A 23,431-nucleotide genomic window follows, 5' to 3' on the forward strand; every position below is an offset into this window, starting at 1 on the left:
GGGCCAACTCGTCGTCACTGTGTCCATCCCTCTTATGCAAGAGCCAAAGCAAGCGCTCCGCCGATGCCAGAAGCCACATCAATATTTGCCCTTCATGCTAGTTCTCAAACAACAGTTTTTCGATGTAGGCAAATACGGCCCGCGAAGGGCTCCTTAGCGCGCCCACTCGTAAAGCCCCGATAGCATCTGCGTAATCTCCCGTCCTGCATCGGTCAGTGTATAGGTCGTGCGGCGGGGAAATGTGGAACTCGAAGACCGGGTTACCAGTCCCCTTTCGGCAAAACCTTCGAGCCGCTCCGTCAGGACTTTCGGGCTAATCTTCGGCAACGTCTCCATGAGTTCTGAAAAACCGAATTCACGATCGGAGAGACGCCAGAGGATCAACGCACTCCAGCGGTGTCCGAGAAACGTCAGCCAATCCTCCACCGGGCATTGCGACACATGGCGAAGTGCCTGTTCCGCGCCCACTGCCTCACCTTGCAGTCCCTGTTCTTCCCGTTTGGATAGTTCAGTTGCCATCTGCTTTATCTACCATCGGACCAATCGATTCGCCGGAACATAAATTTTTCGGCCTGACATGCAAAGGCGCGACAGTAATGGGTGACCAAACAACAATCCGACCGGGCGTCATGATCGTCGGCGGATACGGCCATGTCGGCGGCCAGATTGCCCGCCGTCTGATGACAGCCGGCCGGTATCAGGTTTGCATCGCTGGCCGTGATGAAAAAAAAGCGAATGCCATGGCCAACCGTTTGGGATGCAAAGCAACACAGCTTGATGTGCGCGATCCACAAACCTGGAGCAAAGCACTTGCCGCAATTGAGACGGTTATTGTCTGCGTCGATCAAACCGACACGGGCTTCGTCGAACATGTTCTGAAGAGAGGCTTGCTCTATATCGACATTACCGCCGACGATAGGTTTTTCAGAGACGTCGAGCAGCTTGCCCAACTCGCCAGGGCATCAGGCGGAACGGCGCTTCTGTCCGTCGGTCTCGCGCCGGGCCTCACCAATCTGCTGGTCAAAGCCTGTGCCAATAAGCTTGATGACGCGACGGAGGCGCGTATCGGTATCTTGCTCGGTCTTGGTGATACGCATGGACCGGCTGCCATCGACTGGACACTTCAGAATTTCAAACGCGCACCCATTGAAGAACTCCATTTCGGTAAAAATGATCACCCGCAGCCGGCAATGGAATTCAATTTTGCAGATCAACACGTGCTTCGGCGCACACGCGGTATCGGCAAGGTTAGAACATTGCTGACCTTTGATAGCGCGACGCTAAGTCGGATTTTATTCCGCCTTTTGCCACTCGTGACAAAAAGCGCTTTTCTCCGCCGTCTGGTCAGCAAGAGCATGATGCACATCAGGCTCGATTCTGATCGCACGGCTCTTTCAGTGGTGGTGACGGGCTCACGTGATAGCCGACAGGCCAAAGCCACCATGTCACTGAAAGGAAGAGAGGAAGCGGCGATCACTGCGCTGGTCGCTGCAAACACCGTGCGGTTACTTACTGACACACCCATCGCGCCCGGCGTCTGGCATATCGATCAAGTCACGTCGATCGAACACTACAGCAATTGCCTAGCCGCAGGGGGCGTAACTCTCTCAGGCGCTGCGTAACACAACGCAATGGTTTTTTGGACATTGAGTGTGAAAGCAGGGACAGATTCTGTCCAACCAGCATAGCTGTGGCACGGATAGCTATGTGGAGTTTGATGCAGATATACACCTAAAACCGCACGCCCCGTCGTCAGGTTCTTAATGGGCAAAAATTGCGGCTTTGCTTCGATTGCGAAGCTCAACGTCCAAATCCATCCGAAATGACTGGTTCAATCCAGTTCCAGCCTGCAAAAATCCAGTGTCATCGGTGTGAAACCCAGAGCGCAACATGTTGAAAACACGCAGATGTGCTCTGGCCTGTTCCGATCAGCGCTTGACAGTATGCGCCGTGTATTCCCGCGACAGCAGCACGGCGACCTTCTCGATAAACTCCGGATCCATTTTTCCGACAAAGTCGATCCGCGGCGCTTTGCCATCGACGCGCAGTGTCGCAAACACCTTCCCCTTACCATCGCGGAGTTCACGTGGACGCTGGGTTTTCTGTTTAGCAGGCGGGCGGGCTGAAAGTCGTTTGAACAGCAATTCAAACCGCTGGTCGCTTTGCGATGTGCCGAAACGATCTGTGCCGATCTCGTCCAGGGCGTTGCCCTGAGCGGCATCACTCTGCAACATCTCACCCAACTTCATCCAACGGTCACGGCCAGCCTTGGGAGCAGCCCCGATCATAGTGATGAACCGGGCTGGCACATTTTCCACCACCTGCATGAGGCGTGAGAGTTCGCTTTTCTGAACCGAAAGCGCGTCACCAATCACCTTGCGATCAAACCCACGCTCCGCAAGGTTTCTGGCAAAAATTGCTCTCTCGATGAAGGAAAGATTGCGGCGTTCGGCATTTTCCTTACCCTGCGCCAAGACCAGCTCATCGTCACTCAAAGAGCGAATGATTGCCTTGACCGGCTGTCCCAGTTTAAGCGCCGCGCGAATACGGCGGTGACCATAGGCCGTCTGGTAACGACCCTGTTTTTCCGGATGCGGACGCAGGAGAACTGGCACCTGCTGGCCACTTTCGCGGATACTTTCCAGCAGCACCGCAAAGTCCTCATCATCGACACCCGCCACACTCAGACGGTCCTCGACGAATGAAGCATCGATCTGCGCTGGATCAACGGCCAGCACATGTTCACCATCGCTCATGGCCTGCCGCAGTGCCCTCGCCTCTTCGGCTTCACGGGTCATCGAACCGAGCGACAGGCCCATGGCACGAACTGCGCCAGAGGCGCTGCGCGCCGGTGCATTTGTCTCGGTATTGCTGACCGGAGCCACTGGTGCGGCGCTGGCAGGTTTGACTTCCGGCGCAACAGCCGGTGTTGGCGTAACCGGCAGAGAGCCGCCAAACAAAGCCTTGAGTTCGCTTTTACGGGAGTTTCCAACCATATTCGTCAGCCTCCTATCGGCCCCATGCATCGTGAACGAGTTTCTCAATTTCTGCATTGACCGCATTCATCGCTTCCTGCGCGCGGTCGTAGGTGGTGCGAGTAAAGTTTTCGCGGCCCACTTCATACAGTGTCTGCTTGGTCAGGCCAGCATCGGAAACAGCTGTGGATTTCAGCATGGGCGCGGTCAGAACCCGATCCCCAAACAGCGAACGCATGAAGCCGACAATCTGTGTTTGCGGCCCATCATTCGGTTCAAAACGGGTAACGAGATAGCGGAGGAAGTCGAAGTTTAACTCCCCACCAGCCTCACGCACCACGCCCAGCAAATCCGAGGTCATGAACAAAAACTGGTTCATCGACGCCACATCCAGCATCTGCGGATGGACCGTGACGATAACGGATGTGGAGGCGCAAAGCGCCGACAGGGTGAGATATCCCAGCTGCGGCGGGCAATCGATGACCACCACGTCGTAATTCTGCTCCACGCTGGCCAGAGCGGCCTGTATACGTGCAAAGAACAGCGGCCCGCTGTCTATGCCGCTGTGGCGGCGTGTCAGCGCCTGTGGCGTCTCGTGCTCGAATTCCTGCAGTTCGATATTTCCAGGAACCAGATCAAGCCCAGGGAAATAGGTGCCGCGAATGATCTGCGAGAGTGGGCGGGCCTGATCGTCATAACGAATAGCGCCATACAGCGTATCATTGCCGGTCAGATCCAGCTCCGGCTGATAACCAAACATCGCCGACAACGATGCCTGCGGATCAAGATCGATAGCGAGAACACGGTGACCGGTCAGCGCCAGATATTGCGCCAGATGAACAGCTGAAGTGGTCTTGCCCGAACCGCCCTTGAAGTTGGTAACCGAGATTACCTGCATATGTTCGCCGCGCGACAGATCACGCTGCGGCAGATAACTGCGTGCCTTCGCAGTGTTGCCTTTTGCCAAAGCCTGTTCAGCGAGATGATGGCGCAGCGCATTGATGTCGTTCAACGTATAGAAACGTCGGCCGCCGGTCCCAGTTTCAGGTTGCGGCCCCTCGCCCGCCAGCGACAATTGACGCAAGTAGCCATCCGAAACACCGATCAGCTTTGCGGCCTCACCTGAGGAAAACTGGCGCAGTGTCTTCTGTGCCATCGGTGGATAAAGGCGTTCACGCATCGCCTTCAATTGCTCGGACAGCGCACGTGCGTCCGCCGCAATCGCGGCATCTGCCACGATGCTCGGCGTGCCCTGTGGCTTTTCATCGGTCGCCTGCACTACAGACACCATGGGTTCGATCTCCTGACTGGCGAGTATGAGCACTGTGGGTTCGACAGCGGTGAAATCATTCCTTAAGCGTCCAGAAGGAGGACCAGGACAACGATCTTAAGCTAACCAACCATGCCGAGATTTACAGAAAATCTGGCCAGTTACGACAAATACTCAAATTTTTGCGAATTTCCGTAACAAGATGACGGATGCAGTGATTCTCGTCAAGCACTCCGCGACCCAAGACATTTGATTTTTGGCACAAAATTCAGCGCTTGTTGACAGCTGTCAACCGCATAACGTGGATATATTTCAGCTAGTTAACGATGTATCGAGCGCTGCTAACCTCAATTATGCGGTCTAGATGTGGCCCACGGCCACAAACTATCCTATTTCGTCTGGGCAAATAAAAGCCGCAAAATCTGGGAATCTGCGGCTTTGTTGACTGAGTTGACAGCTGTCAACTCGCGACATGTCTTGGTCTTCAGCCGCTCATGCCAGCTTAAATCCCGAGAGACGGCTCTCCAGCTTGGCAATGGTTTCCACATCGGCATTGGCGAAAGCGAAGCGCAGATAGTCCTCCTGGCCCTGACCAAAATAGACGCCAGGCAAACACACCACCCCTGCCCTTTTCGCCAGCTGCTCCGATACAGCTGTAGACGAAACACCACGGAACGGATGGCGGATAAACGCAAAGTAAGCACCAACCGAAACCAGGTCCCAACCACTGATCTTCGGCATGACCTGACGCAGTGCATCGGCCCGTCTTTCAATCTCGACCCGATTGCCATCGCGCCAATCGGCCAAAGCGGGAATAGCCTTTGCAACGGCTGCCTGCGGTGCACGCGCTGCACAGATCTGCAGATTGTCCATGATCTTGGCGATTTCGGTGACAGCCTGCGGGCCTGCTGTTATCGCGCCGACACGATGCCCGGGCACGCAGAAGGATTTCGAGAAGCTGTACAGCATGATGAGATTATCCTGCCAACCCTCGACATTCATGAGTGTGTGCGGGCGCGGCGTGTGGCCAGGAAGAAAGTCACGGTAGGTCTCGTCGAGGATAAGCCATACACCTTTTTTCCGGCAGACATGGAAAATCTCCAGCAACAACTCTGGCGGATAAACCGAACCGGTCGGATTGTTTGGCGTTACCAGAGCCAGAGCTTTAACGCCCGTGTCCAATACTCTTCTGACGTCAACGATGTTTGGGAGAAATGCATTATCTGGGTCACAGGACACAAGCACCCGGTTGATACCGAGCATGGCAAGTGTCGTGTCCTGATTGAAATAAAACGGATCCGTCAATGCAACACTGTCGCCAGCCTTGGCCACAGCCATCGCCGCACACATGAAGGCCTGATTGCAGCCCGACGTGATGTGGATATTCTCGATGACAACGTTTGCACCATAAAGCCCTGACACGTGCTGCGCATAGACATGCCGCAACTCCGTCTCACCCTCAATCGGACCGTATCCGCAATATTGTTTTGAGGATGCCGCCTCACCCAACCAGCGCAGAATATCGTCATGCGGCGCGTAACCCGGTACGGCCTGAGACAGGTCGATCATCGGTCCGCTTGCGCCATCGTAAGCCCGTGCCCAAGCAAAAACGAAGGGAACAGGTGGTGGCGACAACTCAGCGACAAGAGAGTTGAATACAGGTTTGTTATCGGCGGATGGCATGGAATGTCCTTGAGCGTCTTGCAAAATCGTTACCGGGCAGGGGCCGTCTTATCTGGCGACAGACCATGAAATAGGAGCGGAAAGCGTGCAAGTGTTTTCATGCGGTTTGATAGCGTCGCAGGGTTCGCAGAATAGCATTTCACCTAAAACCACACATTGCATCTAAATTGCTCTGCATCTCAAAAAAGCTGAAATGCAATTGCTGTCCTATCTTCCCTTTAAGATGGACACTCCTCTCACCGCAGGCATAAGATGCTGCATTGCGGCCCGCGAAGCATCTCATCTATCGGAGTGGAAATCATGTCTTTCTCGTCCTCACTGTCCCGACGCCTGCTCTTAAAAAGCACCATTCTGCTGGCCGCTTCGACCACACTTGCGGGCAGGGGCTTTGCGCAGGAGGCAGCCTCCGGACGTCTGATCGTCGCAGCCGACTCCGAACCTAAAAACCTCAACCCTGCTATCGTCGCGTCAAACGGTGTATTCTTCATTTCCAGCAAGGTTATCGAGCCGCTGGCCGAAGCCTCGTTTGATGGCAAGGATGGGCTCGCGCCGCGTCTTGCCGTGGAATGGCAGGGCTCTGAAGATGGCCTGAGCGCCACGTTCAAACTGCGTGAGGGCGTCACGTGGCACGACGGAAAACCGTTCACATCGGCTGACGTAGCTTTCTCGGCGCTGTCCGTGTGGAAGACATTGCAGAATCTCGGCCGTCTGGTTTTCGCGCATCTCGAAACCGTCGACACACCGGATGCCCATACGGCTGTCTTCCGGTTCTCCAAGCCAACACCATTCCAGCTTATCCGTAATGCGCTTCCGGTCGTCACCAGCGTCCTGCCGAAACACGTCTATGAAGGCACCGACATTGCCACCAATCCGGCCAACAACAAGCTGGTTGGTACAGGCCCATTCGTGTTTGCCGAATACAAACCAGGTGAGTATTACCGTCTGACACGCAATGAAAAATACTGGAATGCCGGCCAACCGAAGCTGCAGGAAATCATCTACCGCATTCTTCCAGACAGGGCAGGGGCGGGTGCTGCGCTTGAGGCGGAAGAAATCCACCTTGCGGCCTTCTCGGCGGTTCCGCTGGCAGACTTGTCGCGCATCTCCAAGGTGCCGGGAATAATGGTGATTGCCGACGGTTACGAGGCGCTCACCTATCAGCTGGTCGTCGAAATCAATCACCGCCGCAAGGAGTTGGCCGACCTGAAGGTACGCCAGGCGATTGCGCACGCTATCGACAAGAAGTTCGTGGTCGACACCATCTTCCTTGGTTATGCAACGGCCTCGAGCGGCCCTGTGCCCAAGAATGCGCCGGAGTTCTACACGGACGAAGTGGAGACCTATGATTTCGATGTCGCTAAGGCCAACGCCCTTCTGGATGAGGCAGGTTACAAGCGCGGGGAGGGCGGTAATCGCTTCTCGCTGAAGCTGCTGCCGGCACCCTATTTTAATGAAACCAAACAGTTTGGTGCCTATCTGCGGCAGGCTCTGGCCGAAGTCGGAATTGATGCCGAGCTGGTCAACAATGATTCCGCCGCGCATCAAAAGGCAGTCTACACCGATCATGCATTTGATCTGGCGATTGCTCCACCTGTGTTCCGTGGAGACCCGGCCATCTCTACCACCATTCTCGTCAAGTCAGGCACACCGGCTGGTGTCGGCTTCTCCAATCAGGGTGGCTATGAAAACAAGAATCTGGATGCGCTGATCGACAAGGCTGCCGAGACGGTCAATACCGAGACCCGTACGGAACTCTACAAGGAGTTCCAGAAAAAGGTCACCGAGGATCTGCCTCTCATCAACGTTGCGGAGTGGGGCTTCATCACAGTTGCCCGCGATACCGTGCAGAACGTGGCAAGCAACCCACGTTGGGCGGTTTCGAACTGGGCAGATGCGGAACTGGTTTCCTGACACCTGACAGGGTTTGGCAGGGTGACAACTCTTCCAAACCCTGACTTCAACAACAGTCGGTCTCCAGAAAAATCTGCTGCACGTTGCAGTATCGACGTTTTCAGCCTCAGCAATTATCGCCGGGTCTCTACCTCCGGCCGAAGTTCGGGACGACAAATTTTCACAACGGGCTGGTCAATGCTTCCGAATACTGATTGGCTGCGCTCGCAAGAATATCGATAGTCGGGGATATCAGCTATGCGCCGGTCCATGACATTAGTGAAACGAAGAGCCGTCAGCGCCATTCCGGTCCTGCTGATCGTGCTGCTGTTTACTTTTGTTTTGCTTGAGAACGCCTCGGGAGACGCCGTTGATGCCTATCTAACCTCGATTGGAGGCGGCGATGCGAACCTTGTGCAGACACTGCGAGCGCAATACGGCCTGGACCAATCCATGCTGGCCCGTCTTTGGGTCTACGTTGGCTCCATAGCGCGTTTAGACCTTGGCTGGTCTCTGTCCTTCGATCGCCCCGTGCTTGCGCTCATACTCGAACGGCTGCCGAATACGCTACTACTCATGGGAAGCGCCACAGCCATCTCTTTCGCATTGGGCTCCGTGCTTGGCATTGTCGCCGGGGCAAAACCGGGAAGTGTGCGTGATCGGTTCCTGTCGATCTCTTCACTGGCACTTTACGCCATGCCGGGTTTCTGGCTCGGCCTGGTGCTTGCCATTATATTCGCGGTTCAGCTTCGCTGGTTTCCGACATCCGGTATTGAAACCATCGCGTCTGGCAAGCTCGGTTGGGCGAGGGCACTCGATATCGCCAGACATCTCGTCTTGCCGGTCACCAGTCTGGGTCTGATCTATCTGGCACTTTTCCTGCGCGTCATGCGCACCTCCATGGCCAGCATCTGGAAACTCGACTTCGTGCTGTTTGCCCGCTCGAAGGGGCTTTCACGCAGCAGGATCGTTCTACGCCATGTCGCACGCAATGCCCTGTTACCACTCGTCACGGTGCTTGGATTGCAGTCAGCGGCGATGCTGGGGGGCAGCGTGGTGATTGAAAGCGTGTTTGCCATACCGGGATTTGGACGTCTGGCGCAGGAAGCTGTGTCGGGACGAGATACCCCATTGTTGATGGGCATCATTCTTGTCAGCGCCGTGTTCGTGATTGTCGTCAACCTGCTTGTCGACATCCTCTACGCCACGCTCGATCCGCGCGTCGGGGCAGGGACCACCGGCACATGAAACAGCTCCGTTTTCTCATGGCTTCCGCATCGGGACTGGCCGGCGTGATCATCCTGCTCGCATTGAGCGCGATTGCGCTGGCTGCGCCCTATCTTTTTCCTGCCGATCCTCTGTCGATTGCCGGTGCGCCACTCATTCCGCCGTTCACCGACATGAGCTTTCCGCTCGGAACCGACAGGCTGGGCCGCGATGTTCTGGCCGGGCTGGTACATGGCACACGTGCGTCACTCGCCGTCGGACTGGCCGCAGCTATAGCCGCAATAACCCTCGGTACGATCATTGGCACCCTTGCCGGTTTCGCCAGTGGCCTGATTGATGAGGCACTGATGCGTGTCACTGACGCCTTTCAAATCGTGCCCAGCTTTCTCATGGCACTTGCCTTCGTCAGTACCATCGGTACCTCCATGCCAATTGTGGTCATCGCAATTGCACTCGGCGCATGGGCAGATCCCGCCCGTTTGACGCGCGCACAGGTGTTGTCCATTCGTGAAAGCGATTACGTCGCCTCTGCCCGCACGATCGGCATGCACCCGCTTGAAATCGCCTTCAGGCAGATATTGCCCAATGCCCTGCCACCGGTTCTGGCACTGGCTGCCATCATCGTCGCAGCAGCCGTGCTGACAGAAGCCGCTTTGTCGTTTCTGGGATTGGGAGACCCGAACATCGTTACCTGGGGATCGATGATTGCCGAGGGACGTAATGTGCTTCGCTCAGCACCATCGCTCTCCATCATACCGGGCCTTGGTTTGCTGACACTGGTGCTGGGTGTTTATCTTCTGGGCGAAGGTATCAATCAGGCTTTGTCAAAAAGCGACAGGGGAGGGGACCAATGACGCTTCCACTGTGCCATATCCAAAATCTCGGCATAACCTACCCCAAACAACGAACTCCGGCATTGACAGATATTAACCTTGAGATCTATCCAAGAGAGAGACTGGCAATCATCGGTGAAAGCGGTTCCGGCAAAACGACACTGGCCAGATCTCTCGCGGGACTTTTACCGCAGGGCGCTAAATCGAGCGGCTCAATTGATTGGGCCCTGCATGGAAAGCGCATAAAGGCCCGCCCACAAGCCGGTCGTGAACTGGCATATGTCTTTCAAGATCCTGGAAGTAGCCTCAATCCTGTGCTGAAAATAGGCGAGCAAGTCGCCGAAACTGCACATCAGCATCTCGATATCTCCTATAAACAGGCGTTGAGACAGGCTGTAGATCTGCTGGAACTGGTTCAACTGCCGGAACCTCAGCGCTTAGTGAATGCCTATCCACATCAACTCTCAGGTGGCCAGAAACAACGTGTAGCAATTGCAGCGGCCATTGCGGCGAAACCATCCATATTGATAGCCGACGAGGCCACAAGTGCGCTTGATAGCGTCACTCAGGCGGCAATTGCCCGACTGCTCGATGGTCTGGTGCGAGAGGAAGGCATGACGCTGATCTTCATCACACACGACATCGCTTTGGCTAGCAGTCTGGCGGACCGCATCGCTGTTTTGCAATCCGGACGGTTGGTAGAGCAGGGCAGGGCGAGTGAGGTCATAAACTCTCCCGAAGATCCCTACACGCGCGAACTGATTTCGGCGCATATTGATCTTTCCACGCCACCGCTGGTGCTGGAGCCCCAACAATGACCGAGCCACTGCTGCAGGTAACAGGACTGTCAAAAACCTATGACGGCGGACCACGTAAGGTGACGGCACTGTCCAATATCACCTTCAGCGTCGAAAAAGGCGAAACGCTGGGTCTTGCCGGCGCTTCAGGTTGCGGAAAATCGACACTAGCCCGGATCTTGATGCGGCTTGTTCCACCGGATAGCGGGTCTATTCGTTTTCAAGGACAGGACTGGTTGGCCCTCCCGCAGGCAGCGCTTCGAAAACAGCGCAAGCACATGCAGATGGTGTTTCAGGACACTGTAGGAGCCTTCAATCCGCACGCAACGGTCACAAGTGCTATCGGCGATCCGTTACGGATCCACAATATTGTACCAGCCACTGGGCGTGAGCGTGAAATTCACCGATTGCTGGAACGTGTGGGTCTACCAGCCAGTTACGCCGTACGCCCGATCATGGCTCTATCAGGTGGGCAACGCCAACGTGTTGCGATTGCCCGGGCCCTGTCACTGCGCCCCGATTTGCTGGTAATGGATGAAGCCGTCTCTGCGCTTGATGTCTCCGTTCGCAGCAGAATTTTGAAACTTCTTGTTGAAATTCAGCGTGATACCGGTATCGCCTGCATCTTTGTATCACACGATCTTGCCGTTATCCGCGCTGTCTGCCATCGCATTGCGGTGATGGAAAAGGGGCATATCGTTGAAAGCGGTGTTACCGGCAAAGTCATTGCCGCACCGCAATCTGCCGCCGCCAAACAACTGATTGAGGCCGTTCCGCGGCTTGATATATTGCATGAGGACATCCGCAATGCCGAACCGTGACTGGACTTTCCTGCTCGACACACCGGCCTTCCCGGCCGATGCCTATGCGCCATTGGCGGATCAACTGGCAGCGATACTTGGTACTCGAAACGATGTTCTCCTAATTCAGGCAGAAGCGGTGCTGGCACTTGAAGCCGTTGCGACCAGTCTGGCACGACCAGATCTCACCGCACTCAACATCGTCACCAGCCCCTATGGCAGCTGGTTCGGCGGCTGGCTGTCGCGCGGCGGCGCGCAAGTGAGCAACTTGCAGGCTGCCCCAGCCAAACCGATCACAATCGAAGCTGTCGAAGCCGCCCTTGATGCAGAACCTGACATCCAAATCCTTGCAGTGGTGCACGCGGAATCGGCCAGTGGCATTCTCAATCCATTGGAGGAGATCGTTGCCCTTGCGAAAAAACGCGGCATTGTCACCGTCGTGGATGCCGTTGCTTCCGTCGGTGGCCACGCATTGGAAGTCGACAGGCTGGGCATAGACATCGCCGTCATTGGCCCGCAAAAATCTTTGGCAGGTCCAGCCGGACTATCTGCTATCTCTATTAGCAAAGCGGCATGGGCATTTCTTGATCATGATAATCCACCACGCGACTCTATGTTGTCGCTGATTGACCAGAAAAAACAATGGCTTGAGAAAGGGAGAGGTGCACTCCCTGGCACACCGGCGCCGCTGGAATTCTATGCCTTGAGAGCAGCTTTGCAGCGTGTGGAGCAAGAGGGAATAGCCAACATTGTGGCGCGTCATAAGCGTGCCGCAAGCGCCACCCGCAGTGCATTGCAAGCCTTGGGCGCCACACTATGGGTAGAAAAAGACCAGGCATCCGCGCTTGTGACAACCGCCATATTACCAGAAAAAATTGCGTTGAATGACTTCGCAGCTCGATCATGGAGTGCGGGATCTGATCTCACATCGGGTGTAGGCCCTGGCGCGGAACGACTTGTCCGCTTCAACCACACAGGACGTCGCGCCTCTCGAGAGCCAGTCACCGCCAATATCGATGCCTATATCTCCCTACTCAAACATTTTAATGTCGCACATGACGCGATCCCTGCCCACTCAGCTCTGACAAAAACCTTCGAAGGCCCAAATTAAGCCCGCATTTTCTCTCGCGTTCCATCAGTAAATATTCTTGCTATAGTCTACAGAAAAAATAGAAAATTGATTGCCTGACCAATCTTGACGAAAAAGTGGCAACAAAGCACACTTAACGGAACGTAAACGATTAGACAGGAGATACGTAAATGGTAGCAGGTATGAACATGCTTTCCTTTGACCTCTTCGGTCTCGGCCGCAAAATGCCCGAGAACAAGTCAGAAACGGGCAGTGAAAAAACTGCGGCACCCACTGCGCGCGATGAGGCATCTCGAAAGGATGTAGAGCAGGAACACGAACTGTTTTTCTGGTCCCTCTATCCGGTAATTTAACATCCGGATGATATTTCTTGTGGCATTTTTTGAGATAAAAGTGCCACAACATAAGACAAAACCATGATCTAAGAAACGGATTTTATCCCTTTAGATCATGGCCTTAGCGGCACCTTCAATATCCTTCCAATCTTTCAATCCATATTTTCAGAATACATTTCAGACGCTGGGTTTTAACGCGGCCACTTTATAGCTGTTGCATCATATTGAGGATTTTGAAGGTGCTGCCATACCCAGGACCATGGTTACGCAGCCGCCACCAAACGGTCCTTCCATAGTCTCAACGCACGTTGATAGTATTCCAGAAAACTATCCGCAGATGCACATTCAATCGTCATCAGCGCCATGGCGGCCGTCGCACAAATCACCATTTCCATACGTTCATCACGCGCCGCACCTGTCCAAACCGCAAACCAGTATTCCCGCATCGTCATCAACGTGTCCGGTTCGGCACCTGGCTGTTTCATGCCCGGAATAGAAAAATCATAGGATGCACCATCCAGCAACCGATAGATCGTCGTCGTTCTGAACGGGCCAAATTCAGGAATATCCCTGACATTGCCGATGATGGACAGCTGCTGCACACCCAGCAACATCGCAATGTCGCGGTGTAGATCCCGTCGCGCGGACCCCGAAGCACCCATGATGCTGGCCTTCGCGCCCAAGGGATTGATCAACTGCAGAATCGTATTGAGCGGCGAGCGCATTTCCATCAACGGATAGAGACCGATAAGCCGGGTAATTTGTGCGTCGAGGGTTTCCATTGGAATGAAGACGCTCGCAGCCGTCTTCAGCGCGTTTTTCGCATCTTTGATCGATGCGCAAACCGGAATGCCCGACATCTTCGCAGCGATAACAAATTTTGCTTCGTCCTGACCACCGCCGGCAGAACCATGCATTGCCACGCGGTAACCAGCCATATTAACCAGTCGCACGGCATGCATGAACCAGGGAGAGGTGCGTAACTTCGGTGACAAATATACCGGCCAATCGAGATCAGCCGTCGTGGTCCCGACATCCGATGCGTTGAGATGAGCACGAAGTGCCCTGACAAAACCTGCAAATTCAGATGTCGTTGCACCGCGGAACTGCATTGTCGCCAGCAAAGCACCAATCTGGATCGGATCTGCCTCGCCATCGAGAATGATGGATAAGGCGTCTTGCGCTTCTTCCCGGTTGAGCGAGCGGCTGCGACCTACGCCTGCGCCGGACAGTGCGATATATTTCGCAAGTCGCTGCATCGGCGGTGCGTTGTCCCCTATCCGGGATAATTTATCGGCGATGTGCTCTGGTGATGGCTGTCCATCCAGAAGCATCGAGGGCCGAACCGCAAGCGGTGGTACGTCCAACAGGGCAGGGCCACTCCAACCGGTTTCGCCGGGCCTGGAGGAGGAGACGGTCTCCTTTTGCGGCGCTAACAACCGATCCGTTTCTGCCGCAAGTGCCCGAACACGAACCCGCAAGGAATCTGCTAGTGGCGTCGGCACCAACCCTCGCGCCGTTCGATGGAATAGCGGATCGCCATAAATTTCCCGCAATTGCCCGAGCATTCTGCTCATTGCAGGTGGTTGTATACCCATACTTGCCGCTGCGCGGCTGACACTCCCCTCTCGCAAAAGAGTGTCCAGCACGATCAAAAGACGCAGCTGTCCTGATCGATCTTGTGGCTGATCAACGCCCCCGCGTCGCATTTTTTCCCCTGTCACGACATCTCCGTTCTGCCCCGTAACTTCCTCATATTCAAATTTGGAATCATTCGAAAACAACAAGGTTGCTCTTACCAGACCCGTTAATTATGTGGATACCATTACTCAAGTTAATTGTCTGGAGTGTCACATGAAGTTGATCGCTGACCGTCGAGGGGACGGGCAGGGGACGATGTTGCGCGCAAAAAAACGCCAGCATCCAAGCGAAAACCTGAAAGCCGGAAAGCACCGAATTGCCTTGGCGTGCCTCGCAGGTACAGCCATTTTCATTGCTCAAAACGCTTACGCGCAACAGTCAGCTGACACAGCCACAGATGAAGAAGCACTCATGCTTCAACAGATTGTCGTGACAGCCTCGTCGGTCGCAACCGATTTGCGCAACGCACCGGCCAGTGTATCGGTTATCAACTCTGATACATTTGAACGAAAAGCCGTCACGGATATTTCCGAGGCAATCCGCACTCAACCAGGTGTCAATGTCGGATTTGGCAGTAACGGCACGCGCGGTGTCAGTATACGTGGCCTCGGCTCCAGCTACACTCTCATCCTCATAGACGGCAAGCGCGTAAACGCCGGCCTGACGACAATGCGCAAATATAACGGCGATCTTGATTGGGTGCCAATCGATGCAATCGAACGTATCGAAGTCGTGCGCGGCCCGATGTCGACACTTTATGGCTCCGATGCATTGGGCGGTGTCGTCAATATCATCACCAAGAAAAACAGTGATCGCTGGCGTGGATCGGTGACCGCAGAAACGCTGTTGCCAAGCAATGCCCTGACCGGCTCCAAACAGAAACTCAGCGGTTACGTCAGTGGTCCGATCATCCCTGATGTTCTGTCCTTCAGCGCATTTGGCAATGTGAGTAAACAAAAAGAAGCCGATGAGAGCTTGGGCGGCGGTGTGGAAACACCACGCGGCACACGTGATTTCGACCTGACAGGTCGTTTGACATGGACGCCATCAACCGATCAAGTTATTGATCTTGAAGCGGGTTTTGGGCGTGAGCGTTACATCCCGTATCTTGAACCGGGCGAGGCCGACACACCGACAACAATTGAGCGCACCTCAGTTTCGCTTCGCCATGTCGGCGAGTGGGACTTTGGTACCTCAACAGTCACCGGCTTTTTGGAAAATGCCGAAAACAAACACACCATCACCGATCGTTTGGGCGATGTTCTCGGTAACAGCATCACCGTTCGCAGCTACACGCTGGACGGTAAATTGGCCATGCCACTGGATTATTTCTGGACGGATGGCCTGACTATTGGCAGCGAATTCCGCTACGAAGAACTGGACGATCCAGAAAATCTTGGCAAGGCCAATACCGTAACCGGAACAAGTGGCTCTCCACAAACCGACAACTGGACAGCTGCGCTGTTTGCCGAAAACAAGCTCGACATCATCGAAACTGTCCATCTGACAACGGGTCTGCGTTATGACTACCACGACATGTTTGGCAGTCATCTTTCTCCGCGCGCTTACATCACCTGGGATGTCACTCCGGATTTGACTTTCAAAACCGGTTGGGCTCAGGCCTTCAAAGCGCCTGATCTTCGCCAACTCAATCCGAATTGGGTGCAAACATCCCGCGGCCGTGGCTGCGGTGCTGTCGGCGGCCCTTGCGAAATGGTCGGTAATCCAGACCTCAAACCGGAAACCAGCAACAGTTTCGAAGGCGGTTTCTTCTATGAAAATTCCGCGGGACTGCAGGCAGGCCTGAATTATTTCTTCAATGAAATTGAAGACAAAATTACCTCTGCCCGCGTGGCTTCGCTAATCACTGCCGGCGGCACGAAATATGTTCAACAGATCAATGTTGACCGTGCCAGATCACAGGGATTGGAAGGTAACTTCGCCATTCCATTACACGACACTTTGACCTGGACAAACTCATTTACCTGGCTGTTTGAATCGAAGAACCTCGAAACTAACCTGCCATTGTCTGCGGATCCGGAAATCTCCATCCATACGGAACTGGTTTGGCAGGCCCGTGAGAATTTGAGCTTCACACTCTCAGGTGACTATTACGGAAAACAGGTCGATTATGTCACAACACCTGAAACGCTCATCGCTCAGAACGTCGAGCCTTACGCTGTTGCCAATATTTCGACCAGGTACAGCTTCAATGAGAATGTCGACTTCAAAGCTGGCATCAATAACATTTTCGATGCGCAGCCGAAGAGCGAATCCAATTTTGTGGAAAATGGCCGCACATTCTTCCTTGGCGTAACCACCAAATTCTAACAATACATCTGCGCTTCATCGCGTCACGCTTCAAGATAACCCGGCCTCATCAAAGCCGGGTTATTTTTGTCCAAAATCTAGTATCCCCGTTGAATATCGACAATCGGTGGCAAGGTGCCAGTTTGCCGCCAGTTGCGAATATTCCCAGCAACGATACGCGCGGAACTTTCACGACCGGTTGGTCCGGAAATGTGCGGTAGCACTGTCACTTTCTCATGATCCCAAAACGCCGAACTATCGGGTAGCGGCTCTACTTCGAAGACATCGAGTACAGCGTGTGAAAGCTGACCACTGTCCAAAGCGTCCAAGAGGTCATCAGTCACGACAATCAGTCCGCGTGCGAAGTTGATAAGGCTGGCGCCCTTTTTCATAATTCCAAACCGAGATGCATTGAGCAATCCACGGGTCTGCTCGGTGAGTGGCACAAGGCAGACCACAATGTCGCTACGCTGCAACATGGTATTCAACCCCTCATCACCGGAAACTGTTTCAATTCCGGCTAGCGATTTCATCGAACGGCTCCAGCCAATTACGTTGAAACCCGCATCTTTCAGTTTTCTGGCAGAAGCTGCGCCCAACTCACCAAGGCCGATCAGACTAACGGTCATTTCGCTTGGTTGCCGATATTCCAGTTCCTGCCAGACACGATGCTGTTGCTGCTTCCGATAAGCGGGCATATCCCGTTGGAGGTAATAACTCCAGGCAAGAACAGCCTCAGACATAACTCGCGAAAGTTCCGGATCAGTCAGTCGAACCAAAGGTGGAGCCTTTGGACCCAACTCCGCAACCAAACGTTCAACGCCGGCCCAAAGACTATGAACCCACTTCAGGTTTGGCAGTGCTGCGATGTGTTCGGGGTCAGGATTGGCGACAATAGCAATTTCTGCGCGCTGCTTTTCATCGTCTGACATTGCCGAAAAAGAGATGATTGTCTCTTGCGGTAAAGCCGCACTCAAGGCACCGATCCAGACGGCTTCGGAGGCGGCATCACTCCGCGAGACAAATGCAATAGGCGGCAGTTGGGACATCTATCAAAAACACCTTTTTTGGAAATGAGTGTAACTGGGCAAACCGTATTCAACCGGCATTCGAAAGGAAAGCAATTCCCCGTTAATCACACATGTTGTAGGACGGGTGAGCTTCAAAATTCATTAAAGGAAAAGCGAAATGAGCAGGACCGTTTATGTCAACGGTGAATGGGTCGCGGAAGAAAACGCCAAGGTTTCTGTCTTCGATCGCGGTTATCTTTTCGCCGATGCGATATATGAAGTAACCGCAGTCGCTAACGGCAGGCTGATCGACTTCACTGGCCATGCGGCACGTCTCGCCCGTTCACTCGAAGCGCTCGGTATCAAACCGCCGGTGACCAATGATGTTCTCAAGACGCTCCATTTCGAAATCATTCGCCGAAATGAACTTACGAACGGTTTGATCTATCTGCAAATCTCGCGTGGTGCTGAAGATCGCGACTTTCTCTATAGTGCCAGTCTCGAGCCAACAATTGTGATGTTTACCCAGGCCCGCAATGTCTTGGCAAATCCAAGATGGGAAACCGGAATTTCAGTCGCCACGGTCCCTGAAGGCCGTTGGTCCAATCGCCAGATCAAAACCGTGCAATTGTTGTATTCGTCGATGGCGAAGATGGAAGTCCAACGCAAGGGCGCAGATGATGCTCTCTTTGTGGAGGATGGTTTCATCACCGAGGGCACATCCAACAATTTTCATATCGTGACCAGCGATGGCAAACTTATCACCCGCGCATTATCAAATGCTCTGCTCCATGGAATTACCCGCAGCTCGATTCTTGATATCGCGGAGAAGAATGGTATTCCGACGGAGCAGCGGTCTTTTACACCTGATGAAGCAAAATCGGCCGCGGAAGCATTTATCACTTCGGCCGGGGTTTTCGTTATGCCCGTCATCGCTATCGACGGACAAAAAATCGGAGACGGAAAGCCTGGTCCTATAAGCCAAAAATTGCGTTCACTTTATATCCAGCATAGCATCGACACCAGCGAAGGCCCCTGATTCAGGCATCAGAAACGCCAAAGACCCTGTCAACTGACAGGGTTTTATTTTGCCCTAATGGGCGGCTTTTACATCAGCCGTCACTGTCGTCCCATATCGCCAATAATTAGCCGTGTTCTTTTTCCCCCTTTCTAACGAAAATCAAAAACGTCACCGCCACTTCAGCCGTTCATTGCCGTTTGACCGGTCGGGTTGACCGATGGTTGATAATCACTTCCGCTGCAGAGCATGCTCAGCGAGTGCTGACCCCACTATTTTCTCGCAGCCTGGAAATGCTGTGTCATCAGACTAAAATCTCACCAACAGTAGCGGTGACATTTCGAAACAAATTCAGTCTCCATTTAATGCCACTTGCGAAATAAGCTTTAAGCCTGCCGGTTCGGCGCAATCTTCCATACTCCGCTGCCAGCGATTAATGCTTCCGACATCTGCGACTACTTTCGTTTTGGCTATGAACCACCGTCTGATTTCGGAAATCAGACGGTGGACTTATTTATCAAGGTACCCACCGATTGGCTTCTTTAGACATAACGCCACGCGTCATCCGGCCTTGCGGTTATTAGTCCCAGCCACTCTCAGCAGAGCCATCAACATTGGCCCCAATGAGAATTCGCCGAGCGCCGTACGTTTGGTTAAATCGCGCAGATATCCGCCGGCTGAATTGATGTGCTGTGCTCGCTCCAGAATACAGGCGATAGCAACAGCTGCATTCTCAGGGCCCATGACTTCGCACGCCGACTGATAGGCGGACGGGCTGACACCCAGCATTGAGCGAACAGTCACCGCGGCGCTCATCAAATCGCGCCAATTCTCAATAACGCCGGACGGACCATAGGGCATAATCTCGGGGCAGGCGCGTAGCACCATACCCAAAGGAAATGCCTTCAGCTCCACATTCAGCTTGGCTATTTTGGCACCAGGTTTTGGGTCGAGCTCTTTTTCAGAGCTAGCTTCAAGTTCATTTAGATAGTTGGTATTTGAATTCTGTTTGTGCCGCTCAAAATGATCTGCATTGCCGCTTATATTATCTGAATTATCCAGTGTTTCCAGCAGATTGAGTACCTCTGCCCTGAGCATCTGCATCTCATCGAGCAGCGAATTCAGTTCATCAGTCGTTGGTGACCTTGGAATACGCGCAACCAGTTCGCTGTAAATTTCTTCAATCGCATGCCAATCGCCGTCGGCCTCTTCGTCGATCGCTGCCGAGATGAGCTTGCGAACATCGCGTCGGCATATAGTCAGAGCTTCTTTTGACCGTCTGAACTTCGCACGCTCTGCAGCCACCTCTTGCGCCAGGTGTGCAAATTCTTCTGCTCTTGCAAGTATCGGTGAAAGGTCAAAACCGAATGCGTCCTGGACTTCCCCTGAACGATCTTTGCGGGCAAACCGTTTGCCATTAGCGCTGTCTTTGCGGACAATAAGCCCTGCTCCAACCAATGCTGCCAAATGTCGGCGCAATGTGGCATCCGCCATGCCATGGGCGCGAACAGAGAGACTCGCATTTGATGGAAATACGATAAGCTGGTCACCCTGACGCAGTTCTGTTTCAGGATAAAAGCTCAAAAGCGCATCGAGCACAGCAAGTGATCTGTCCTGCACGCCGAGCATACCTCGAGCCTCGCACACATCACGAAACACTTTCCACTTATCAGCGGTTTTACCGGATTGAATCTGAGCCGAGGCGACTTGCCGTTTCATCAGGTCAAGCGTCATCGGCCGCCGCCCAAAGGGCGTCGTTACATTGACAGGTTGCATCATCTTTTACCTCTTTTAAGGCAACAGAAATCCGCTCACCAAAAAGATGCCGAAAACTCTTGACTGTGAATCATGGAAATGCGATTCTCGAAGTGCTAAATCTGAGAGAGGCTTCCATGCGGCAACGTTTGGGGGCCTTTTTCTTTTGCGGTAAATACCTTTCTTCGTTTTCGATCAATAAGATAGCTGGTGCTATCAGTTGTTCTTTTTTGCGCGTTGAAGCGAAAACTGCTCGACGAGTGTCGGCAATTGCTCCGCAACAAACTTGATAAATTCCTTGCCAAGCTGATCCTCGGCAGAAATGCGAACTTCTTTTGCGGACGTATTCAGTGCCACGAGACGATCACCATTGGCGTCGAGTATCTCGGTCGGTGCCTTTTCGGTGACCGTCGGCTTGATGGCTTCCAGCACATTCTGGAACCGCTTGTCTGATGTCAGCAACTTACCACCGCCATCGGCAAGAGTTTTCCGGATCAACTCCAGAGCATTCTTGTTGGCGCTGATGCGCTTAGCGAAATCGACCCAACGCGGTCGACCAATCTTTGGCGCCCGCCCAATGGCCTCAATCACGTCGGCTGGTACTGTGCGGTAAACGCCACGCATCCGCGCCAGTTCGGCGTCATCGATTGAAAGCGCCGCATAAATGTCGCGCGGCTTGATCCCCGCCATATCCATACGCGATGCAAACAAGGCACGCTCAATCCAGCTCAAATCCTGTCGGCTGGCATTTTCAATACCCTGCGCGACAACAAGATCCAGGTCGGAAATATCCACTTCCATTGCCTGAACCGGCTTGCCCAGTTCCTTGGCGGCGAGCCACCGGCGATGACCGTAGACAATTTGATAGCGGCCGGCGGCCGTTGGGTGTTTGCGAACCTGAATAGGTACCTTTTGTCCCTCAGTCTCAATCGACGTCTTGAAGGCCTGAAATGCATCCGGGTCATCTTCCGGCAAACGGTCCGGATAGGGCGAGGGGTCAACAACGGCGGTGTCGAGCATCAGCAGTGAACCACCACCAGCCTCTACCAAAGCTTTCAAACGGTCACGCTCGGCACGAATATCATCAATGGCACGATGTGCAGCACCAATGACACCAGCTCCCACACGATTGTTGGCAGCCTGAGGTGCCACTGCCGGTGCAGAAACCTCACCCTTAAGGTGATTTTCCAACTCAGCCGAAAGCAGTCCGAAACTGGCCACGATCGATTTGCGAGATCCTTTGCTCATTTGCGCCCCCAACTGCTATTGATCAAATCAATGATCGCTTCGTTCACGGCATCGACAGCTTCGCGAGCACGTTTATGAGTGTCCCGGCCGATCTGTCCCATCTCCAATTCATAGAGGGAACGTTTGGCAAGTCCGGCCGCTTCCACGGCTGTGCTTTCAATCGATGTTGGCAACAGAACATCGGTTCCAAACAGGTGACGTAGCATCGCCACCACTTGGGACTGAGGCCCATCATTCGGGTCATGACGTGTAATCAAATACCGTATGAAATCTTGATCGAGCTGCGCGCCGCTCTCGTTGAGAACGCCGATCAAATCACCCATCATCAATAGAAACTGGCTCATCGACGCGACATCCAACATGGCAGGATGCACAGTGATGATCATGCTGGTGGCAGCGTAGATAGCGCTCAACGTCAGAAAGCCAAGAGATGGCGGCGTATCCAGGATAACGATATCGTAGTCGTCCTGAACCTCATCAAGAGCCAACTTCAGTCGTTCGAAAAAGATCGCGCCGGAACTGGACTTATTGGCGAGTACACGCGGTGTCTCATGCTCATATTCCATGACCTCAAGATTGCCGGGTATCAGATCAATACCGTCAAAATAGGTCTTGCGGATAATGTCGCGAATTGGACGACGCTCAGCATCTTCGTAGCGCAGCGCCGCATATATTGTCTCGTTTGCACCAACATCCACTTCCGGCTGCGCACCAAACATTGCCGACAAGGAAGCCTGTGGGTCCAGATCAAGCGCCAGCACCCGGTAGCCTTGCAGAGCGAGGTAGTGCGCGAGATGGACACAGGTTGTCGTCTTGGCACTACCGCCCTTGAAGTTGGCGATCGCCAACACCTGCAAATGTTCACCAGCACGACGACGCGGCAGAAAACGAAGCGCGTCGGCGGGCTTCTGCTTGGCAAACAGTTCGCGCAGCTCATTAATTTGCGGAAGAGTGTAAACTCGGTGATTGTTCTCCAATCGACTCGGAACGGGCCCACGTCCTTCGCTGGACATCAGTTTCAGGGTGGAGTCAGGAATGGACGTCAATCTGGAAACCTCATTGGTCATAAAATGACGCAATGATTTTTCAGCCTTTGGGGGATACATACGAGTTCTGAGTTGCTGCAATTGACCAGACAACACGGTAGCGTGACGCATGATTTTACTACCAGCGTCTTCCTTCACTACAGCTTTGGCGCCTGCACGCTCAACTATCGTCATATTCTCCCCTTGGCGGCATTTTGTCGGTTTGCCGACCTATGCCCGCCAAGACGTAGAACATGATTCTGACACTTCGTCCAGAAGTGAAGGTTAACAGTGCTTTTACACCACAGAAAACAACGCTCTAGCCGTTTACACTTAAGGCGGAAATCGGGAGAATTTTATAATAAAACTAAATTAGGAAAATCATCTTTCTATATATAATTCAATTAATTACTCATGTCACCCTTGAGTGACTTTATCTTGAAAACATAGGAACCTGCAGATACCCGCCTGTTGAGGGCAAAACCTCCAGCGGTTAGCCATTTCATCATCAGACTGACAAATTC

General features: G+C 53.6%; 19 protein-coding genes. 10 read left to right on the forward strand and 9 right to left on the reverse strand.

Annotated features, from left to right (window positions below):
* Positions 1-153: 153 nt before the first annotated feature.
* On the reverse strand, positions 154-519 hold the full coding sequence (locus IB237_RS12550; protein WP_192489012.1) for a helix-turn-helix domain-containing protein: 366 nt from the start codon (positions 517-519) through the stop codon (positions 154-156).
* A 77-nt stretch (positions 520-596) separates the two neighbouring features.
* On the opposite strand from IB237_RS12550, the gene IB237_RS12555 reads away from it, so the two are divergent.
* Complete coding sequence (locus tag IB237_RS12555) at positions 597-1,622, forward strand: saccharopine dehydrogenase NADP-binding domain-containing protein (RefSeq protein WP_192489013.1); 1,026 nt, start codon at positions 597-599, stop codon at positions 1,620-1,622.
* Between the two features lie 306 nt (positions 1,623-1,928).
* Here IB237_RS12555 and repB (IB237_RS12560) read toward each other — a convergent pair whose 3' ends face one another.
* The 3 genes from repB (IB237_RS12560) to IB237_RS12570 form a co-directional block, all read right to left on the reverse strand.
* Entirely contained in the window at positions 1,929-2,996 is a 1,068-nt protein-coding gene (gene repB / locus IB237_RS12560) for a plasmid partitioning protein RepB (protein WP_192489014.1), read from the reverse strand.
* 13 nt (positions 2,997-3,009) lie between these two features.
* On the reverse strand, positions 3,010-4,266 hold the full coding sequence (gene repA / locus IB237_RS12565; RefSeq protein ID WP_192489015.1) for a plasmid partitioning protein RepA: 1,257 nt from the start codon (positions 4,264-4,266) through the stop codon (positions 3,010-3,012).
* Between the two features lie 471 nt (positions 4,267-4,737).
* Positions 4,738-5,928, reverse strand: coding sequence for an aminotransferase (locus IB237_RS12570; protein ID WP_192489016.1), 1,191 nt, complete (start codon positions 5,926-5,928; stop codon positions 4,738-4,740).
* 300 nt (positions 5,929-6,228) lie between these two features.
* Between IB237_RS12570 and IB237_RS12575 the strand changes: the two genes are divergently transcribed.
* The 7 genes from IB237_RS12575 to IB237_RS12605 all read left to right on the forward strand — a co-directional run bounded on the left by IB237_RS12575 (position 6,229) and on the right by IB237_RS12605 (position 12,918).
* Positions 6,229-7,839, forward strand: coding sequence for an ABC transporter substrate-binding protein (locus IB237_RS12575; protein WP_192489017.1), 1,611 nt, complete (start codon positions 6,229-6,231; stop codon positions 7,837-7,839).
* A 237-nt stretch (positions 7,840-8,076) separates the two neighbouring features.
* Positions 8,077-9,066, forward strand: a complete 990-nt coding sequence (locus IB237_RS12580) for an ABC transporter permease (protein ID WP_192489018.1) — start codon at positions 8,077-8,079, stop codon at positions 9,064-9,066.
* Entirely contained in the window at positions 9,063-9,899 is an 837-nt protein-coding gene (locus tag IB237_RS12585) for an ABC transporter permease (protein WP_192489019.1), read from the forward strand. The genes IB237_RS12580 and IB237_RS12585 overlap by 4 nt, the downstream gene beginning before the upstream one ends.
* Positions 9,896-10,696, forward strand: a complete 801-nt coding sequence (locus IB237_RS12590) for an ABC transporter ATP-binding protein (protein ID WP_192489020.1) — start codon at positions 9,896-9,898, stop codon at positions 10,694-10,696. The genes IB237_RS12585 and IB237_RS12590 overlap by 4 nt, the downstream gene beginning before the upstream one ends.
* Positions 10,693-11,496: an ABC transporter ATP-binding protein gene (locus IB237_RS12595; RefSeq protein WP_192489021.1), complete on the forward strand. Its 804-nt coding sequence runs from the start codon at positions 10,693-10,695 to the stop codon at positions 11,494-11,496. The genes IB237_RS12590 and IB237_RS12595 overlap by 4 nt, the downstream gene beginning before the upstream one ends.
* Complete coding sequence (locus tag IB237_RS12600) at positions 11,483-12,586, forward strand: alanine--glyoxylate aminotransferase family protein (protein ID WP_192489022.1); 1,104 nt, start codon at positions 11,483-11,485, stop codon at positions 12,584-12,586. Before IB237_RS12595 ends, IB237_RS12600 begins: the two co-directional genes overlap by 14 nt.
* A 149-nt stretch (positions 12,587-12,735) precedes the next feature.
* Positions 12,736-12,918 (forward strand): hypothetical protein, encoded by a 183-nt coding sequence (locus tag IB237_RS12605; protein ID WP_192489023.1) that lies wholly within the window; start codon positions 12,736-12,738, stop codon positions 12,916-12,918.
* A gap of 245 nt (positions 12,919-13,163) precedes the next feature.
* Here the strand turns inward: IB237_RS12605 and IB237_RS12610 are convergent, their stop codons facing one another.
* Positions 13,164-14,609, reverse strand: coding sequence for a glycosyl transferase family protein (locus IB237_RS12610; RefSeq protein ID WP_192489024.1), 1,446 nt, complete (start codon positions 14,607-14,609; stop codon positions 13,164-13,166).
* 145 nt (positions 14,610-14,754) lie between these two features.
* Here IB237_RS12610 and IB237_RS12615 point away from each other — a divergent pair, with 145 nt between their 5' ends.
* Positions 14,755-16,872: a TonB-dependent receptor domain-containing protein gene (locus IB237_RS12615; RefSeq protein ID WP_192489025.1), complete on the forward strand. Its 2,118-nt coding sequence runs from the start codon at positions 14,755-14,757 to the stop codon at positions 16,870-16,872.
* 77 nt (positions 16,873-16,949) lie between these two features.
* Here IB237_RS12615 and IB237_RS12620 read toward each other — a convergent pair whose 3' ends face one another.
* Positions 16,950-17,891 (reverse strand): glyoxylate/hydroxypyruvate reductase A, encoded by a 942-nt coding sequence (locus IB237_RS12620; protein ID WP_192489420.1) that lies wholly within the window; start codon positions 17,889-17,891, stop codon positions 16,950-16,952.
* 148 nt (positions 17,892-18,039) lie between these two features.
* On the opposite strand from IB237_RS12620, the gene IB237_RS12625 reads away from it, so the two are divergent.
* Complete coding sequence (locus tag IB237_RS12625) at positions 18,040-18,900, forward strand: D-amino-acid transaminase (protein ID WP_192489026.1); 861 nt, start codon at positions 18,040-18,042, stop codon at positions 18,898-18,900.
* Between the two features lie 540 nt (positions 18,901-19,440).
* Here IB237_RS12625 and repC read toward each other — a convergent pair.
* From repC to repA (IB237_RS12640), 3 genes are all read right to left on the reverse strand, one after another.
* Complete coding sequence (repC, locus tag IB237_RS12630; RefSeq protein ID WP_192489421.1) at positions 19,441-20,655, reverse strand: plasmid replication protein RepC; 1,215 nt, start codon at positions 20,653-20,655, stop codon at positions 19,441-19,443.
* A gap of 195 nt (positions 20,656-20,850) precedes the next feature.
* On the reverse strand, positions 20,851-21,882 hold the full coding sequence (gene repB, locus IB237_RS12635; protein ID WP_192489027.1) for a plasmid partitioning protein RepB: 1,032 nt from the start codon (positions 21,880-21,882) through the stop codon (positions 20,851-20,853).
* On the reverse strand, positions 21,879-23,102 hold the full coding sequence (gene repA / locus IB237_RS12640; protein ID WP_192489028.1) for a plasmid partitioning protein RepA: 1,224 nt from the start codon (positions 23,100-23,102) through the stop codon (positions 21,879-21,881). The genes repB (IB237_RS12635) and repA (IB237_RS12640) overlap by 4 nt, the downstream gene beginning before the upstream one ends.
* Between the last annotated feature and the right edge of the window lie 329 nt (positions 23,103-23,431).

This window comes from Agrobacterium sp. AGB01 (assembly GCF_014851585.1).
Classification (GTDB): Bacteria; Pseudomonadota; Alphaproteobacteria; order Rhizobiales; family Rhizobiaceae; genus Agrobacterium.

Coding starts and splice junctions, on each gene's coding strand:
- IB237_RS12605 (WP_192489023.1), top strand. CDS start 12,736: ATGGTAGCAGGTATGAACATGCTTTCCTTTGACCTCTTCGGTCTCGGC.
- IB237_RS12585 (WP_192489019.1), top strand. CDS start 9,063: ATGAAACAGCTCCGTTTTCTCATGGCTTCCGCATCGGGACTGGCCGGC.
- IB237_RS12570 (WP_192489016.1), bottom strand. CDS start 5,928: ATGCCATCCGCCGATAACAAACCTGTATTCAACTCTCTTGTCGCTGAG.
- IB237_RS12580 (WP_192489018.1), top strand. CDS start 8,077: ATGCGCCGGTCCATGACATTAGTGAAACGAAGAGCCGTCAGCGCCATT.
- repB (WP_192489027.1), bottom strand. CDS start 21,882: ATGAGCAAAGGATCTCGCAAATCGATCGTGGCCAGTTTCGGACTGCTT.
- repC (WP_192489421.1), bottom strand. CDS start 20,655: ATGCAACCTGTCAATGTAACGACGCCCTTTGGGCGGCGGCCGATGACG.
- IB237_RS12590 (WP_192489020.1), top strand. CDS start 9,896: ATGACGCTTCCACTGTGCCATATCCAAAATCTCGGCATAACCTACCCC.
- IB237_RS12625 (WP_192489026.1), top strand. CDS start 18,040: ATGAGCAGGACCGTTTATGTCAACGGTGAATGGGTCGCGGAAGAAAAC.
- repB (WP_192489014.1), bottom strand. CDS start 2,996: ATGGTTGGAAACTCCCGTAAAAGCGAACTCAAGGCTTTGTTTGGCGGC.
- IB237_RS12575 (WP_192489017.1), top strand. CDS start 6,229: ATGTCTTTCTCGTCCTCACTGTCCCGACGCCTGCTCTTAAAAAGCACC.
- IB237_RS12600 (WP_192489022.1), top strand. CDS start 11,483: ATGCCGAACCGTGACTGGACTTTCCTGCTCGACACACCGGCCTTCCCG.
- repA (WP_192489015.1), bottom strand. CDS start 4,266: ATGGTGTCTGTAGTGCAGGCGACCGATGAAAAGCCACAGGGCACGCCG.
- IB237_RS12615 (WP_192489025.1), top strand. CDS start 14,755: ATGAAGTTGATCGCTGACCGTCGAGGGGACGGGCAGGGGACGATGTTG.
- repA (WP_192489028.1), bottom strand. CDS start 23,102: ATGACGATAGTTGAGCGTGCAGGCGCCAAAGCTGTAGTGAAGGAAGAC.
- IB237_RS12610 (WP_192489024.1), bottom strand. CDS start 14,609: ATGCGACGCGGGGGCGTTGATCAGCCACAAGATCGATCAGGACAGCTG.
- IB237_RS12555 (WP_192489013.1), top strand. CDS start 597: ATGGGTGACCAAACAACAATCCGACCGGGCGTCATGATCGTCGGCGGA.
- IB237_RS12595 (WP_192489021.1), top strand. CDS start 10,693: ATGACCGAGCCACTGCTGCAGGTAACAGGACTGTCAAAAACCTATGAC.
- IB237_RS12550 (WP_192489012.1), bottom strand. CDS start 519: ATGGCAACTGAACTATCCAAACGGGAAGAACAGGGACTGCAAGGTGAG.